A 16,241-nucleotide genomic window follows, 5' to 3' on the forward strand; every position below is an offset into this window, starting at 1 on the left:
CCGGCGCTGGGGCTTTCCGAAGAGCCGGCAGAGCTCAGGGTGAGGCTGCCGGATACAGCGACCGGGGCAGCTGTGAGGCCGCCGCCGAGTCCAGCAGCCACAGCGTGCGCTGCCTGCCGTACGCGCCCGCCGCCGGGGCCTGGATCTCGCCCGCGCCCGACAGGGCGATCGCCGCGGCCTGTGCCTTGTCCTCGCCGGCTGCCAGGAGCCAGACCTCGCGAGCGGCGCGGATCGCGGGGAGGGTGAGGGTGATACGGGTCGGCGGCGGCTTCGGGGCGCCGTGGACGCCGACGACCGTGCGCTCGGTCTCCCGTACCGCGGGGAGTTCCGGGAACAGGGACGCCACATGGGTGTCCGGGCCGACGCCCAGCATCAGGACGTCGAAGGTCGGCGCGGCCCCATGGTTCTCGGGGCCCGCCGCCCGGGCCAGCTCCTCCGCGTAGGCGGCGGCAGCCGCGTCCGCGTCGGCGCCGTACGGACCGTCCGACGCGGGCATGGCGTGCACGCGCTTCGGGTCCAGGGGCACGGAGTCCAGCAGGGCCTCGCGGGCCTGCGTGACATTGCGTTCCGGGTCGCCCTCGGGCAGGAACCGCTCGTCGCCCCACCACAGGTCCAGCCGGGCCCAGTCGACGGCGTCCCGGGCGGGGGCGGCGGCGAGCGCGGCCAGCAGGCCGTTGCCGTTGCGGCCGCCTGTGAGGACCACGGACGCCGAGCCCCGGGAGGCCTGCGCGTCCACGATCTTGGTGATCAGGCGGGCCGCGGCGGCCTGGGCCATCAGCTCCTTGTCGTGGTGCACGACCAGCTGCGGAGTGCTCACTTCGCCGCCGCCTTCTTCACCGGGGCCGGCGCCGCCGCTTCCTTCGCGGGTGCTTTCGCAGCCGTTTCGACGGGAGCAGGGACCGCGACCGCTTCTCCTTTGGCCACCGGTCCCTCGGCAGGGTCGGACTTCTCCGTGGCGTTCTCGGTGGCCTTCTCCGTCCCGGACACCTTGGCGCCCTTGGCGTGCGAGACGTTCAGGCGGTCGACCCCGAACCGCAGCGCGGACGCGTACGTGTCGTCCGGGTCCAGCCGCCGCAGCTCCTCCCCGATCAGCTCGGCCGTCTCGCGCCGCTTGAGCGCCACCGCACGGTCCGGCTGACCTTGGATCGAGAGGGTGGCGAGGGAGCCGTCGGCGCGGTCCAGGACGATCGGGCCGCAGTCGGTGTTCATCCGGACCGCCGTGAGGCCGGGGCCCGACGACAGCGACCGCTTCACCGGCACGTCCAGCCGGTCCGCGAGCCACATCGCCAGCAGCTCGCAGCTCGGGTTGAACTCCTCGCCCTCCACCTCGACGGCCTCGACCTCGCAGGTGACCTGGTCGAGGGCGGCGGCCAGCATCGAACGCCAGGGCGTGATGCGGGTCCAGGAGAGGTCGGTGTCGCCGGGCGTGTAGGTGTCGGCGCGGGCGCCGAGCTCCCGTACCGGCTGCTCGGAGGCGTAGGTGTCGGTGACCCGGCGCTGGGCCAGCGCGCCCAGCGGGTCGTTCGCCGGGTCCAGCGGCGCGTTCACCGGCCACCAGACCACCACCGGGGCGTCCGGCAGCAGCAGCGGCAGGACGACCGACTGGGCGTGGTTCACGACCTCGCCGTACAGCCGCAGGACGACCGTCTCGCCGGTGCCCGCCTCCACGCCCACCCGCACCTCGGCGTCGAGGCGGGACTGCGTACGGTCGCGGGGCGAACGAGAGACGCGCCTGATGACCACGAGCGTGCGCGAGGGGTGCTCGTGCGAGGCGTCGTTGGCGGCCTTCAGGGCGTCGTACGCGTTCTCCTCGTCCGTGACGATGACCAGGGTGAGCACCATGCCGACGGCCGGTGTGCCGATGGCCCGGCGGCCCTGCACCAGCGCCTTGTTGATCTTGCTGGCCGTGGTGTCCGTGAGGTCTATCTTCATGGCCGGCGCCAGCTCCGTCCGTCTCGCTCGAGCATGTCGTCCGCCTCACCGGGGCCCCAGGTGCCGGCCTGGTACTGGGCGGGCTTGCCGTGCCGGTCCCAGTACTCCTCGATCGGGTCGAGGATCTTCCAGGACAGCTCGACCTCCTCCGTGCGCGGGAAGAGGTTCGAGTCGCCGAGCAGCACGTCGAGGATGAGCCGCTCGTACGCCTCGGGGCTGGACTCCGTGAAGGACTCGCCGTACGCGAAGTCCATGGACACGTCCCGGATCTCCATCGAGGTGCCCGGCACCTTGGAGCCGAACCGGACCGTGACGCCCTCGTCGGGCTGGACGCGGATGACGATCGCGTTCTTGCCGAGCTCCTCCGTCGCCGTGTGGTCGAAGGGGGAGTGCGGGGCCCGCTGGAAGACCACCGCGATCTCGGTGACGCGGCGGCCGAGGCGCTTGCCGGTGCGCAGGTAGAAGGGGACGCCCGCCCAACGGCGGTTGTCGACCTCCAGCTTGATGGCCGCGTAGGTGTCGGTCTTGGACTGGGCGTTGATGCCGTCTTCCTGGAGGTAGCCGATGACCTTCTCGCCGCCCTGCCAGCCGGCCGCGTACTGTCCGCGGACGGTGTCCCGGCCCAGGTCCTTCGGCAGTCTCACCGCGCCGAGCACCTTGGTCTTCTCCGCGGCCAGCGCGTCCGCGTCGAAGGAGGCGGGCTCCTCCATGGCGGTGAGGGCCATCAGCTGGAGCAGGTGGTTCTGGATGACGTCACGGGCGGCGCCGATGCCGTCGTAGTAGCCGGCCCGGCCGCCGATGCCGATGTCCTCGGCCATGGTGATCTGCACGTGGTCCACGAAGGACCGGTTCCAGATCGGCTCGAACATCGTGTTGGCGAAGCGGAGCGCCAGGATGTTCTGGACGGTCTCCTTGCCCAGGTAGTGGTCGATACGGAAGACCTGGTCCGGGGCGAAGACCTCCTCGACCGTCGTGTTGAGCTCCTCGGCCGACTTCAGGTCGTGACCGAAGGGCTTCTCGATGACCGCGCGCCGCCAGGAGCCGCTCGACTGGTCGGCCAGTCCGTGCTTCTTCAGCTGCTGGATGACCACCGGGAAGGCGCCCGGCGGCACGGACAGGTAGAAGGCGAAGTTGCCGCCCGTGCCCTGCGCCTTGTCGAGTTCCTCGATGGTGCCGCGCAGCCGCTCGAACGCCTCGTCGTCGTCGAAGGTGCCCTGAACGAAGCGCATCCCCTGGATGAGCTGCTGCCAGACCTCCTCACGGAACGGCGTACGGGCGTGCTCCTTGACGGCGTCGTGGACCTCCTGGGCGAAGTCCTCGTTCTGCCACTCGCGCCGCGCGAAGCCGACCAGCGAGAAACCCGGCGGCAGCAGACCCCGGTTCGCGAGGTCGTACACCGCGGGCATGAGCTTCTTTCGTGACAAATCGCCCGTGACGCCGAAGATGACCAGGCCCGACGGCCCCGCGATACGCGGGAGCCGTCGGTCGGCGGGGTCACGCAGCGGATTGCTGCTCGACAAGGTGTCAGCCCTCCGAGGGGGCGAGGCGCTTGAGTTCCGCCTCGGTCGACTTGAGCAGGTCGTTCCAGGACGCCTCGAACTTCTCGACGCCCTCGTCCTCCAGGAGCTGGACCACGTCGTCGTAGCCGATCCCGAGCTTCTCGACCGCGTCGAGGTCGGCGCGGGCCTGCTCGTACGTGCCGGCGATGGTGTTGCCGGTGATCTGGCCGTGGTCCTCGGTGGCGAACAGGGTCGCCTCCGGCATGGTGTTGACCGTGTTCGGCGCCACCAGGTCGTCGACGTACATCGTGTCCTTGTACGCCGGGTCCTTCACGCCGGTCGACGCCCACAGCGGACGCTGCTTGTTCGCGCCCGCGTTCTCCAGGGTGCTCCAGCGGTCGGTCGAGAAGACCTCCTCGTACGCCTGGTAGGCCAGACGCGCGTTGGCGACGCCGGCCTTGCCGCGGGCCGACTTGGCCTCGGGGGTGCCGAGCGCGTCGAGCCGCTTGTCGATCTCGGTGTCCACGCGGGACACGAAGAAGGACGCCACGGAGTGGATCTTCGAGAGGTCGAGACCCGCCGCCTTGGCCTTCTCCAGGCCGGACAGGTAGGCGTCCATGACCTCGCGGTAGCGCTCCAGCGAGAAGATCAACGTCACGTTGACGCTGATCCCGCGACCGATGGTCTCGGTGATCGCCGGCAGACCCGCCTTGGTGGCCGGGATCTTGATGAGGGTGTTGGGGCGGTCCACCAGCCAGGCGAGCTGCTTGGCCTCGGCCACCGTGGCCTTGGTGTTGTGGGCCAGGCGCGGGTCGACCTCGATCGACACCCGCCCGTCCTGGCCGCCGGTGGCGTCGAAGACCGGGCGCAGGATGTCGGCGGCGTCACGGACGTCCGCCGTGGTGATCATGCGGATGGCTTCCTCGACCGTGACCTTGCGGGCGGCGAGGTCGGAGACCTGCTGGTCGTAGCCGTCCCCCTGCGAGATCGCCTTCTGGAAGATCGACGGGTTGGTGGTGACGCCCACGACGTGCTGCTGGTCGATCAGCTCGGCGAGGTTGCCGGACGTGATCCGCTTGCGCGACAGGTCGTCCAGCCAGATCGCCACGCCTTCCTCGGAGAGGCGCTTGAGTGCGTCTGTCATGGAAATTGCATCTCCTACGTGTCGTATATGAGCGTCAGCGCTGGGCGGCGGCGATGGATTCCCGGGCCTTGGCGGCCACGTTCTCGGCAGTGAAGCCGAACTCCTGGAAGAGGACCTTGCCGTCGGCCGAAGCACCGAAGTGCTCCAGGGAAACGATGCGACCGGCGTCGCCCACGTACTTGTGCCAGGTGAGACCGATGCCGGCCTCGACCGCGACTCGCGCCTTGACCGCCGGCGGCAGGACGCTGTCCCGGTACCCCTGGTCCTGCTCCTCGAACCACTCCACGGACGGCATGGACACGACCCGCGTCGGCACACCGTCGGCCTCGAGCTGCTCGCGCGCCTCGACGGCGACGTGCACCTCGGAACCGGTGGCGATCAGCACCACCTCGGGCGTGCCCGTGGAGGCCTCGAACAGGACGTAACCGCCCTTGGCCGCGTCCTCGTTGGGCTCGTACGTCGGCACGCCCTGACGGGTCAGCGCCAGGCCGTGCGGGGCGCCCTTGCCGAACACCTTGGTGTAGCGCTTGAGGATCTCGCGCCAGGCGATCGCGGTCTCGTTCGCGTCCGCGGGACGGACCACGTTCAAGCCCGGGATCGCGCGCAGGGACGCGATGTGCTCGACCGGCTGGTGGGTCGGGCCGTCCTCGCCCAGGCCGATGGAGTCGTGCGTCCACACGTACGTCACCGGCAGGTGCATCAGGGCCGACAGGCGCACCGCGTTGCGCATGTAGTCGGAGAACACCAGGAAGGTGCCGCCGTAGATACGGGTGTTGCCGTGCAGCGCGATGCCGTTCATCTCCGCGGCCATCGAGTGCTCACGGATACCGAAGTGGATCGTGCGGCCGTACGGCTTCGCCTCCGGCAGCGGGTTGTCCGCCGGGAGGAACGACGAGGTCTTGTCGATCGTCGTGTTGTTCGAACCGGCCAGGTCGGCGGAGCCGCCCCACAGCTCGGGGATGACCGCACCGAGCGCCTGGAGCACCTTGCCGGACGCGGCACGGGTGGCGACACCCTTGCCCGCCTCGAAGACCGGGATCTTCTCCTCCCAGCCGGCCGGCAGCTCGCCCGCGGCGACGCGGTCGAACTCGGCGGCGCGCTCGGCGTTGTTGTTGCGCCACTCCTGGAAGGACTTCTCCCACTCGGCCTTGGCCTGACGGCCCCGCTCGCCCAGCGCGCGGGTGTGGCCCAGGACCTCGTCCGCGACCTCGAAGCTCTGCTCCGGGTCGAAGCCGAGGACCCGCTTGGTGGCCGCGACCTCGTCGTCACCGAGCGCCGAGCCGTGCGCGGCCTCGGTGTTCTGCGCGTTCGGCGCGGGCCAGGCGATGATCGAGCGCATCGCGATGAAGGACGGCTTGTCCGTCACCTGCTTCGCGGCCTCGATCGCGTTGTAGATGGCGTGCGGGTCGAGGTCGCCGTCCGGCTTCGGGGCGATCCGCTGCACGTGCCAGCCGTACGCCTCGTAGCGCTTGGCGGTGTCCTCGGAGACGGCTGTCTCGGTGTCGCCCTCGATGGAGATGTGGTTGTCGTCCCACAGGAGGACGAGGTTGCCGAGCTTCTGGTGGCCGGCCAGGGAGGACGCCTCCGCGGAGATGCCCTCCTGGAGGCAGCCGTCACCGGCGATCGCGAAGATGTAGTGGTCGAAGGGGCTCTCGCCGGCAGGCGCGTCCGGGTCGAACAGACCGCGCTCGTAGCGGGCGGCCATCGCCATGCCCACCGCGTTGGCGACACCCTGGCCCAGCGGGCCGGTGGTCGTCTCCACACCGGTGGTGTGGCCGTACTCGGGGTGACCGGGGGTCTTCGAACCCCACGTCCTGAAGGCCTTCAGGTCGTCCAGCTCCAGGCCGAAGCCGGCCAGGTACAGCTGGGTGTAGAGGGTCAGGGACGAGTGGCCCGCGGACAGCACGAAGCGGTCGCGGCCGACCCAGTCGGGGTCCGCCGGGTCGTGCCGCATCACCTTCTGGAAGAGGGTGTACGCGGCGGGTGCCAGGCTCATCGCCGTACCGGGATGGCCGTTGCCGACCTTCTGTACGGCATCGGCGGCCAGGACACGGGCGGTGTCGACGGCCCGCTGGTCCAACTCGGTCCACTCGAGGTCTGTGGTGGTCGGCTTGGTGCTCACCCTGGGTCAGGGCTCCTCTCCACATGTCACGCATGTCGAATGCCGGTGTGCTGAACGCTCCGGCCGTTGTCGAGCCTACCCCCGTAAGAACGTGCGTTTTTTCGAGTCATTACAGACTGCCGGGACTCTTCGGGATCCGCCTCCCGACTGGGCCGTTCCGCATTCGGCATGTGAATACGGAACCGCTCGTCCGAGTGCTCAATCGAGTGCCGCGCGGCTCTTCCGACGGCGCTGCTCAAACACGACCCCACCCCCGCGAATGTCGGGGTATGGGCAACGTCTACAGTGGCGTGGTACGCGCGAGCCTTTACCGGGACTTCACACGGCTGGGCTTGCTGGGATGTCTCTGTAGGGGTGTGCGTGACGGCCGTCGAATCCCGTCCAGCGGGGGTGCTCGGTGCGAGCCAGAGCCCGAGCCACCGGCCGTTCGGGGCCCGTGTCAAGGCGTTCGTAGCTCTGACCAAGCCTCGGATCATCGAGCTGTTGCTCATCACCACGGTTCCGGTGATGTTCCTGGCCCAGCAGGGCGTTCCTGATCTGGAGCTGGTCCTGCTGACCTGCATCGGCGGGTATCTCTCCGCGGGCGGCGCCAACGCGCTGAACATGTACATCGACCGCGACATCGACGCGCTGATGGACCGCACCTCGCAGCGTCCGCTGGTCACCGGCATGGTCAGCCCCCGCGAGTGTCTCGCCTTCGGCATCACCCTCGCCGTCGTCTCCACGCTGCTGTTCGGCCTCGCCGTCAACTGGCTCTCCGCCTGGCTGTCGCTCGGAGCGCTCCTCTTCTATGTCGTCGTCTACACGATGATCCTCAAGCGCCGCACGTCGCAGAACATCGTGTGGGGCGGCATCGCCGGCTGCCTCCCGGTGCTCATCGGCTGGTCCGCCGTCACGAACTCGATGTCGTGGGCGCCGATCATCCTCTTCCTCGTCATGTTCTTCTGGACGCCGCCGCACTACTGGCCGCTGTCCATGAAGGTCAGGGAGGACTACGCGCGCGTGGGCGTGCCGATGCTCCCGGTCGTCGCCTCCAACAAGGTCGTCGCCCGGCAGATCGTGCTCTACAGCTGGGTGATGGTCGCCGTGTCGCTGCTGCTGACCCCGCTCGGCTACACCGGCTGGTTCTACACGGTGGTCGCGCTGCTGGCCGGCGGCTTCTGGCTGTGGGAGGCGCACGGCCTGCAGAACCGGGCCAGGGCCGAGGTGACCGGCGTCAAGCTCAAGGAGATGCGGCTGTTCCACTGGTCGATCACCTACGTGTCGCTCCTGTTCGTGGCGGTCGCGGTGGATCCCTTCCTGCGGTAGATCCCCTTGTCGCTCCCGGCGGCCGGGGTGCGTGGTCAAGGCCACTCACCCCGGCCGTCGCCGTTTGATCTACCCGTCGGTAGCATCCTGGCCATGGCAGACACGCAGCAGGTGGACCCGAAGGCCGAGCGCAAAGTGACCCGGCTCGCCAAGCAGATCAGCAGCTTCTCCAAGGAGCATGGCGGGGCCGAGGGCCAGATCGCGTACCTCGGGGACCGCGGCGCCCGCATCGTCCTCGTCGGAGAGGACGGCGCCTGGGGCGACCTGGTGGCCCCCTCGACCGCCCTCGCCGAGCAGGCGGTGGCGAAGGCCGGCATCACCGTCCACGAGGACTTCGACGGCGAGTTCGCGGCCAAGGTAAAGACGGGCCCGTACGAGTGGAGCCGCATGGCGGGCATCCAGGTGGGCGGCCCGAGCAACGGCTGAACAACACCCTCAAGGGGCGCGGGACTGTATTGGTGTGCGGCTCCGCCGCGCGGGCGCGACCAGCCACATACGGCCCCGCAGCCGCCGGATCATCAGCACCCCCGAGACAGTTGCGCGTTCGGCTCTCCCGCGGAGCGCTTTCGCACGGGGTGTGTGACTGCAACACCTAGTGCCCGGTTCACCCGTTAGGACCTGAGAAGGACAGAGTCCGAGCGCGGGGAGTCCGGGATGATCGAAACGCCGTCCCTCGTGGACCAGTACTGTCACGGCGTCCTGAGAACGGAGCTGGGCCTCGGTACCTTCGAGGCCCAGTTGGCCCGGACCGAGGGGCCGCCCGCGCCGGGTACGACGCTCTTCGACACGCAGACCGGGTTCGCGGTACGCCGTTGGTGCCCGCCGTTACTCGGTCTGGAGCCGCACTGCCCGCCCGCCCGCTACCTCGCCCGGCGCCGTGAACTCGGCGTACTGGAGTCGGGCCGTCGGCTGCTGCGCGGCAGCGGGATCACGACGTATCTGGTCGACACCGGGCTGCCCGGCGACCTGACCGGCCCCGGCGAGATGGCCTCCGCCGCGGCCGCCGAGGCCCGCGAGGTCGTGCGCCTCGAACTCCTCGCCGAACAGGCCGCCGACACCTCCGGCACCGTCGAGTCCTTCCTCGCCAACCTCGCCGAGTCGGTGCACGGCGCCGCCTCGGGCGCCGTGGCCTTCACCTCCGTGGCGGGCGTCCGGCACGGACTCGCGCTCGCGCCCGAACCGCCGGGGCCGGGAGAGGTCCGCGGCGCCGCCGGCCGCTGGCTCGCCGGACGCCGGGTGGGCGGGGAGCTGAGCGACCCGGTGCTGCTGCGGCACCTGCTGTGGATCGCGGTCGCCTCGGGCCTGCCACTGCAACTGCACGCCGGGCTCGGCGAACCGGGGCTGCGGATCGACCGTACGGATCCCGTGCTGCTCACGGACTTCGTGCGGGCCACGGCCGGCCTTGGCACAGACCTCGTGCTGCTGCACGGCTACCCCTACCACCGGCACGCCGCCCATCTCGCCGGGGTCTTCCCGCACGTGTACGCCGACTCGGGCGCCGCGCTCGTACGGACCGGGGCCCGTGCCGCCACCGTCCTCGCGGAGATCCTGGAGCTGGCCCCCTTCGGCAAGATCCTTTTCTCCAGCGGCGCCCAGGGCCTGCCCGAGCTGCACGTGGTTGGCGCGCGGCTGTTCCGGGAGGCGCTGGGCCGGGTGCTGGGCACCTGGGTCGCCGAGGGGGCGTGGTCGCTGGCGGACGCGCAGCGGGTGGCGGGGCTGATCGCGGCGGGGAACGCCAGGCGGGTGTACGGGCTGGAGTGAGCTACGGCCCCGTGCTCGTTCCCTACGCCCGCGTCAGCGTCGCCTCGCTCGAAGGGCCCGGCACATCGGCCACGACCTCCGCCCGCTCCCGCAGGGACAGCAGCACACGCAGCACCGCGATCCATACCAGGGCCGAGCCGAACATGTGCAGGCCGACCAGGATCTCGGGAAGGTCGGTGAAGTACTGGACGTAGCCGATGACGCCCTGGGCGAGCAGGATCAGGAACAGCTCGCGGGTGCGCGCCAGAGTCCCCTTCGGGGCGTCGACCGCCTTGAGGACGAACCACAGGGCGAACGTCAGCGACACCACGATCCAGGCCAGCACGGCGTGCACCTTGCTGACGGTCTCCCAGTCGAGCGGCATCCGCTCGACCTCGCTGGAGTCGCCCGCGTGCGGCCCCGCACCGGTCACGACCGTGCCGACCAGGATCAGCAGGACGGAGGCGGCGACCAGGAACCACACCAGTTGCTGCACCGACTTGCCGACCAGTGGGCGGGGCGTCCCGTCGCCCTCCCGGGTGCGGTGCCACATCACGGTGGCGACCGCGATCAGGGCGGAGGTCGCCACGAAGTGGGCCGCGACCGTATACGGGTTGAGGCCGACCAGGACGACGATGCCACCGAGGATCGCGTTGCTCATCACGACCCAGAACTGAGCCCAGCCCAGCCGGGTCAGGCCGCGCCGGTACGGCTTCTCGGAGCGCGCGGCGATGATCGCCCAGCCGACGGCCGCGCACAGCACGTACGTCAGCATGCGGTTGCCGAACTCGATGGCGCCGTGGAAGCCCATCGCGCTGGTGGCGGTCAGCGAGTCGTCGGTGCACTTGGGCCAGGTCGGACAGCCGAGCCCGGATCCGGTGAGCCGCACCGCCCCGCCGGTGACCACGATGAGCACCGACATGACGAGCGCGGCGAGGGCCGCCCGCCGGACCGTCCGTGGGGTCGGGGTCCAGCGTTCGGCGATGAAGGCGAGCGGGTTGCGGACGGCCGCTACGGCGTCGGCGCGGGTCACTTTTGGCACGCGTCCCATCGTAGGGGGCCGCTTGTGCACGAATTCACTTGGGTGGGTTCCCACGACCGTGTCGGCGAGGTCGGACGCGGCGACCAGCTCCACCCGCAGGCGGCGTCCCAGCGTGCCGATGTTGCGCAGCGTGATGGTCTCTCCGTCGCCCGCGGTTCGGACGCGTTCGACGATCAGGGTCGGGTCGTCGGTGCGGTCCCGGGGGTAGCGGTGGACGGCGGTGAATCTCACCTGGTGGGGACCGAGGGGCTGCACACCGATGGGTTCCGGCTCGCGGTCGTCGAGGAGCAGACACAGGGTGTGCAGCAGCCGTCGGTCGTGGTCGTAGAACCCCTCCGCCCGCTCGCCCCTCAGTTGTCCGTCACGGGACGAGGCCGCGAAAGCGGGAGCGGCCACGCAGATGACCACGTCGTGCAGGAGCGGTTGTAAGGCGCGTGGTGCTGAAGAATCCGCAGATTCGAACACGGGGCGGGTCTTCCCCGTTCGCGCACCTCCCATTCACATCGCTCACTCCCAGCGGAAGAACTTCCCCGCCGCCGCCAACCCCACGACCGCCCACACGCCCAGAATCCCCAGGTTCCCCCAAGGCATCCCGGCCCCGTGCTGCAACACGTCCCGCAGTCCGTCCGACAGCGCCGAGATCGGCAGCAGCCCGAGCACGTCCTGGGCGCCGGCCGGGAACTTGTCCAGCGGCACGATCACCCCGCCGCCCACCAGGAGCAGCAGGAAGACCAGGTTGGCGGCGCCCAGCGTGGCCTCCGCCTTCAGCGTGCCCGCCATCAGCAGGCCGAGCCCCGAGAACGCGGCCGTCCCGAGGACCAGCAGAAGCAGTACGGCGAAGGGGTTCCCGTGCGGCGACCAGCCCAGGGCGAAGGCGATCACCGTCAGCAGGACGATCTGGAGGACCTCCGTGACCAGCACCGCCAGCGTCTTCGCGGCCATCAGGCCCCAGCGGGGGAGGGGGGAGGAGGCGAGGCGCTTCAGGACGCCGTACCGCCGCTCGAAGCCCGTCGCGATGGCCTGCCCGGTGAACGCCGTCGACATCACGGCGAGGGCGAGGACGCCCGGCGTCAGGAAGTCGACGGCCTCGCCGGCTCCGGTGTCGACGATGTCCACCGAGCTGAAGAGAACGAGGAGCAGTGTCGGGATGACGACCGTCAGCAGCAGCTGCTCGCCGTTGCGCAGGAGCATCTTCGTCTCCAGCGCGGCCTGCGCCCCGATCATGCGGGGGAGCGGCGCGGCACCCGGCCGCGGTGCGTAGATGCCGGTCGTGCCGGTGGTGCCGGTGGTGCCGCTAGTCATGAACGCAGCTCCTTGCCCGTGAGCTCCAAAAAGACGTCTTCGAGAGTGTGCCGTTCGACCGAGATCTTCTCCGGCATCACCCCGTGCTGCGCGCACCACGAGGTCACCGTCGCGAGCAGCTGCGGGTCGACCTTGCCGCCGACCCGGTACGAGCCCGGCGTCAGCTCCGCGGCCGTGCAGTCGGCGGGGAGCGCCTTGAGCAGGGACCCGACGTCCAGTCCCGGACGGCCCGAGAAGCGCAGGGTGTTCTCGGCGCCGCCGCGGCACAGCTGCTCCGGGGAGCCCTGGGCGACGACCCGGCCCGCGTCGATGATCGCGACGTCGTCGGCGAGCTGCTCGGCCTCGTCCATGTGGTGGGTCGTGAGGATCACGGAGACGCCGTCGGCGCGCAGGTCCCGTACGAGGTCCCAGGTGGCGTGGCGGGCCTGCGGATCGAGGCCGGCGGTGGGCTCGTCCAGGAAGACGAGTTCCGGGCGGCCGACGACCGCCATGGCGAGCGCGAGCCGCTGCTGCTGGCCTCCCGACAGGCGCCGGTACGTCGTCCGGCCGCAACTGCCCAGCCCCAGACGCTCGATGAGCGCGTCCACGTCCAGCGGGTGGGCGTGCAGTTGGGCGACATGCCGGAGCATCTCGTCGGCCCGGGCGCCCGAGTAGACGCCCCCGGACTGCAGCATCACGCCGATGCGAGGGTTCAGCTGTCGCGACTGTCGCACCGGGTCGAGGCCCAGGACGCGCACCGTGCCGGAGTCCGGCTTCCGGTACCCCTCGCAGGTCTCGACCGTCGTCGTCTTGCCCGCGCCGTTGGGGCCGAGTACGGCCGTCACGCCCGCCTTGGCCACCAGGTCGAGGCCGTCCACCGCGGTCTTCGTGCCGTACCGCTTCACCAGGGCCTGGACCTGGACCACGGGCTCACTTCGCATGGGTCCAGAGTCTAGGTTCGCGAACCGGAGCCCAGACCGGCGGGTGCGAGATCTCCACCCGGCCCGGGCGGACGGGCCTCAGACCTCCTCCTCGCGCGACCGGTGCACCGCCAGCCACCGCTCCGCGTACGCCACCGCCTCCGCCACCGGGAACAGCCGTACGTCGGCCGCGCCCACCTGTCCGCGTACGACGGGACGGTCCCGCTCGAAGTCGTGCCCCAGCTCGTCGAACCGGTCCGAGTCGATCGACACCTCGGTCACCACCTCCCAGCCCACCGGTCCGGGCCGGCCGACCTTCACGCGCGGCGCCGGTATGCGGTACTCGGCCAGGTGGAAGCTGGTGCACGCGTCGTAGCCGGCCCCGAGCAGCAGCACGCGCGCGTGGAGCGTTTCCAGCCGGGCCAGGGGGCTGTGCTCGCCGAGTCGGCAGTCCGGCGCGTGCCCCTCGATGATCTCCGCCGCGCGCGGGCCGACGGCGGCGAACGAGGTCTGCGGATGCGCGCTGCGCAGGGCGCCCGGCCAGGTCCGTACGGTCTCCGGGATCACGCCGACCCCGCGGCTGGGCGTGACGAGGGGGTCGAACGCGGGCATGGTGGCCCGGATCGTGTCCCACCACGCCTCGGGGACCGGCGGGTTTGCCCACAGAGCCGGGTCCGAGAGGCTGCCGGTCTGGGTGGGGACGACCAGTGTGCCGTCCGGACCGAGCGTGTCGAAAAGTCCTTGGACGACCGCCACGGCCCCTCCGCAGACCCATCCGAGGGAGCTGAGGGAGGAGTGCATCAGGAGGGTTTCGCCCGGTTCGACACCCAGGGCGCGCAGCTGGGTCGCGAGGGTGTCCCGGGTGACAAGAGGGCCGGTGGGAGGGGGTGTGGGCATGGTTGTGGAGTGTCCCGGACGGGGCTCGCCGACGCCACCGATTTGATCGATCAAAGATCGTTTGCCCAGGTCAGATTAGGTAAGCCTAAGTGACGCAGGGCACCGTCCGCCGTTTCGGACGCCGCTTGCCTGCCTCAGAGGAATTACGCAACAATGGCGTTGTGAAAAACGTCGGCGAGGCTCGGGAGACCCCCACGGGGGCCCCGCAGGAGGAGCTAGCGACCGGTGAGCGCTCGACGCGCAACCGGGTCGCTCGGTCCATCCTGGACCACGGGCCGTCGACCGCGACCGAGCTGGCCGGGCGGCTGGGGCTCACCCAGGCGGCCGTACGCCGGCATCTGGACGCGCTGGTCGCCGACGACGTCGTGGAGGCCCGGGAGCAGCGGGTGTACGGGGCGCGGACGCGCGGTCGGCCCGCCAAGGTCTTCGCCCTCACGGACTGCGGCCGCGACGCGTTCGACCAGTCCTACGACAAGCTCGCCACGGACGCCCTGCGCTGGATCCAGGAGCGGTTCGGCGGGGACGAGGCGGTCGTCGCCTTCGCCCGCGCCAGGATCGCCGAACAGGCCACCGCCTACCGCAAGGCCATCGAGGCGGCCGCCCCCGAAGAGCGGACCGAAGCCCTGGCCAAGGCCCTGAGCGCGGACGGGTACGCTGCTACGGCGCGAAGCGCACCGGTCGGCGAGCAGCTCTGCCAGCACCACTGCCCGGTGGCCCACGTCGCGGAAAAGTTCCCGCAGCTCTGCGAGGCTGAGACCGAGATCTTCTCCCAGCTGCTCGGCACCCACGTCCAGCGACTGGCGACCATCGCGCACGGCGACGGCGTCTGCACGACGTTCATCCCCAAGATTTCCCACACGACTGACAACGCATCTGCAAGCACGGCCGGGAGGAACCCCGCATGACGCTCCCCACGGAGACTGCCCACCCCGAGCTCGAGGGCCTGGGCAAGTACGAATACGGCTGGGCCGACTCCGACACGGCCGGCGCCTCTGCCAAGCGCGGCATCAACGAGGACGTCGTCCGCGACATCTCCGCGAAGAAGAGCGAGCCGGAGTGGATGACCAAGCTCCGTCTCAAGGGCCTGCGCCTGTTCGGCAAGAAGCCCATGCCGAACTGGGGCTCGGACCTGTCGGGCATCGACTTCGACAACATCAAGTACTTCGTGCGCTCTACGGAGAAGCAGGCGGAGTCCTGGGAGGACCTGCCCGAGGACATCAAGAACACGTACGACAAGCTCGGCATCCCGGAGGCGGAGAAGCAGCGCCTCGTCGCCGGTGTCGCGGCCCAGTACGAGTCCGAGGTCGTCTACCACCAGATCCGCGAGGACCTGGAGGAGCAGGGCGTCATCTTCCTCGACACCGACACGGCCCTGAAGCAGCACCCGGAGCTCTTCAAGGAGTACTTCGGGACCGTCATCCCGGTCGGTGACAACAAGTTCGCCTCCCTGAACACCGCCGTCTGGTCGGGCGGCTCGTTCATCTACGTGCCGCCGGGCGTGCACGTCGAGATCCCGCTGCAGGCCTACTTCCGTATCAACACGGAGAACATGGGCCAGTTCGAGCGGACCCTGATCATCGTCGACGAGGGTGCCTACGTGCACTACGTCGAGGGTTGTACGGCTCCGATCTACAAGTCGGACTCGCTGCACTCCGCGGTCGTCGAGATCATCGTCAAGAAGAACGCCCGCTGCCGTTACACGACCATCCAGAACTGGTCGAACAACGTCTACAACCTGGTCACCAAGCGCGCCGTGGCGTACGAGGGCGCGACCATGGAGTGGATCGACGGCAACATCGGCTCCAAGGTGACGATGAAGTACCCGGCCGTCTACCTGATGGGCGAGCACGCCAAGGGCGAGACCCTCTCCATCGCCTTCGCGGGCGAGGGCCAGCACCAGGACGCCGGCTCCAAGATGGTCCACATGGCGCCGAACACCTCCTCCAACATCGTCTCCAAGTCGGTGGCGCGCGGTGGCGGTCGTACGTCCTACCGTGGTCTCGTCGAGATCGGCGAGGGCGCCCACGGCTCCAAGTCGAACGTGCTGTGCGACGCGCTGCTCGTCGACACCATCTCCCGCTCCGACACGTACCCCTACGTGGACGTCCGCGAGGACGACGTGTCCATGGGCCACGAGGCGACCGTCTCCAAGGTCTCCGAGGACCAGCTCTTCTACCTGATGAGCCGTGGTCTGACCGAGTTCGAGGCGATGGCCATGATCGTGCGCGGCTTCGTCGAGCCGATCGCGAAGGAACTCCCCATGGAGTACGCCCTCGAACTCAACCGGCTGATCGAGCTGCAGATGGAAGGCGCGGTCGGCTGAGGCCGCCTCTCCACAACCAGCTAGCGAAATCTG

General features: G+C 69.9%; 14 protein-coding genes and 1 pseudogene. 5 read left to right on the forward strand and 10 right to left on the reverse strand.

Annotated elements, in window-relative coordinates; all coding sequences use genetic code 11:
• Window positions 1-34: 34 nt before the first annotated feature.
• Genes pgl through tkt form a run of 5 tightly spaced genes read right to left on the reverse strand, consistent with a single transcriptional unit; the run spans window position 35 to window position 6,697 of the window.
• Window positions 35-817, reverse strand: coding sequence for a 6-phosphogluconolactonase (gene pgl / locus OG252_RS37850; RefSeq protein ID WP_266441496.1), 783 nt, complete (start codon window positions 815-817; stop codon window positions 35-37).
• Complete coding sequence (gene opcA / locus OG252_RS37855; RefSeq protein WP_329341856.1) at window positions 814-1,932, reverse strand: glucose-6-phosphate dehydrogenase assembly protein OpcA; 1,119 nt, start codon at window positions 1,930-1,932, stop codon at window positions 814-816. The genes pgl and opcA overlap by 4 nt, the downstream gene beginning before the upstream one ends.
• A complete protein-coding gene (gene zwf, locus OG252_RS37860) occupies window positions 1,929-3,452 on the reverse strand; it encodes a glucose-6-phosphate dehydrogenase (RefSeq protein WP_266441503.1) in 1,524 nt (507 codons plus the stop codon). The genes opcA and zwf overlap by 4 nt, the downstream gene beginning before the upstream one ends.
• 4 nt (window positions 3,453-3,456) lie before the next feature.
• A complete protein-coding gene (gene tal / locus OG252_RS37865; protein ID WP_266441507.1) occupies window positions 3,457-4,575 on the reverse strand; it encodes a transaldolase in 1,119 nt (372 codons plus the stop codon).
• 34 nt (window positions 4,576-4,609) lie between these two features.
• Complete coding sequence (gene tkt / locus OG252_RS37870) at window positions 4,610-6,697, reverse strand: transketolase (RefSeq protein ID WP_266441509.1); 2,088 nt, start codon at window positions 6,695-6,697, stop codon at window positions 4,610-4,612.
• Between the two features lie 354 nt (window positions 6,698-7,051).
• On the opposite strand from tkt, the gene OG252_RS37875 reads away from it, so the two are divergent.
• From OG252_RS37875 to OG252_RS37885, 3 genes are all read left to right on the forward strand, one after another.
• On the forward strand, window positions 7,052-8,005 hold the full coding sequence (locus tag OG252_RS37875; protein ID WP_329341860.1) for a heme o synthase: 954 nt from the start codon (window positions 7,052-7,054) through the stop codon (window positions 8,003-8,005).
• 93 nt (window positions 8,006-8,098) lie between these two features.
• Window positions 8,099-8,431 carry a hypothetical protein gene (locus OG252_RS37880; RefSeq protein ID WP_307673976.1) on the forward strand — a complete coding sequence of 111 codons (333 nt, stop codon included), beginning with the start codon at window positions 8,099-8,101 and terminating at the stop codon, window positions 8,429-8,431.
• Window positions 8,432-8,659: 228 nt separating this feature from the next.
• Entirely contained in the window at window positions 8,660-9,766 is a 1,107-nt protein-coding gene (locus OG252_RS37885) for an amidohydrolase family protein (protein WP_329341862.1), read from the forward strand.
• 22 nt (window positions 9,767-9,788) lie between these two features.
• Here the strand turns inward: OG252_RS37885 and OG252_RS37890 are convergent, their stop codons facing one another.
• The 5 genes and pseudogenes from OG252_RS37890 to OG252_RS37910 form a co-directional block, all read right to left on the reverse strand.
• A complete protein-coding gene (locus OG252_RS37890; protein WP_329345295.1) occupies window positions 9,789-10,796 on the reverse strand; it encodes a COX15/CtaA family protein in 1,008 nt (335 codons plus the stop codon).
• 60 nt (window positions 10,797-10,856) lie between these two features.
• Window positions 10,857-11,285, reverse strand: a pseudogene (locus OG252_RS37895) (glycogen debranching N-terminal domain-containing protein); the annotation flags it as partial.
• Between the two features lie 9 nt (window positions 11,286-11,294).
• Complete coding sequence (locus OG252_RS37900; protein ID WP_329341865.1) at window positions 11,295-12,089, reverse strand: ABC transporter permease; 795 nt, start codon at window positions 12,087-12,089, stop codon at window positions 11,295-11,297.
• The gene (locus OG252_RS37905) at window positions 12,086-13,009 is read right to left on the reverse strand and encodes an ABC transporter ATP-binding protein (protein WP_266441531.1); all 924 of its coding nucleotides are present in this window, start codon (window positions 13,007-13,009) and stop codon (window positions 12,086-12,088) included. The genes OG252_RS37900 and OG252_RS37905 overlap by 4 nt, the downstream gene beginning before the upstream one ends.
• Window positions 13,010-13,087: 78 nt before the next feature.
• Entirely contained in the window at window positions 13,088-13,885 is a 798-nt protein-coding gene (locus OG252_RS37910) for an aminoglycoside N(3)-acetyltransferase (RefSeq protein ID WP_266441534.1), read from the reverse strand.
• Between the two features lie 161 nt (window positions 13,886-14,046).
• On the opposite strand from OG252_RS37910, the gene OG252_RS37915 reads away from it, so the two are divergent.
• Together OG252_RS37915 and sufB are read left to right on the forward strand one after the other, a co-directional pair.
• Window positions 14,047-14,790 (forward strand): helix-turn-helix transcriptional regulator, encoded by a 744-nt coding sequence (locus OG252_RS37915; protein WP_266441537.1) that lies wholly within the window; start codon window positions 14,047-14,049, stop codon window positions 14,788-14,790.
• Window positions 14,787-16,208 (forward strand): Fe-S cluster assembly protein SufB, encoded by a 1,422-nt coding sequence (gene sufB / locus OG252_RS37920; protein WP_217235701.1) that lies wholly within the window; start codon window positions 14,787-14,789, stop codon window positions 16,206-16,208. The genes OG252_RS37915 and sufB overlap by 4 nt, the downstream gene beginning before the upstream one ends.
• The last annotated feature ends 33 nt before the right edge of the window (window positions 16,209-16,241 follow it).

Origin of the sequence: Streptomyces sp. NBC_01352 (genome assembly GCF_036237295.1) — a bacterium.
Classification (GTDB): Bacteria; Actinomycetota; Actinomycetes; order Streptomycetales; family Streptomycetaceae; genus Streptomyces; species Streptomyces plumbiresistens.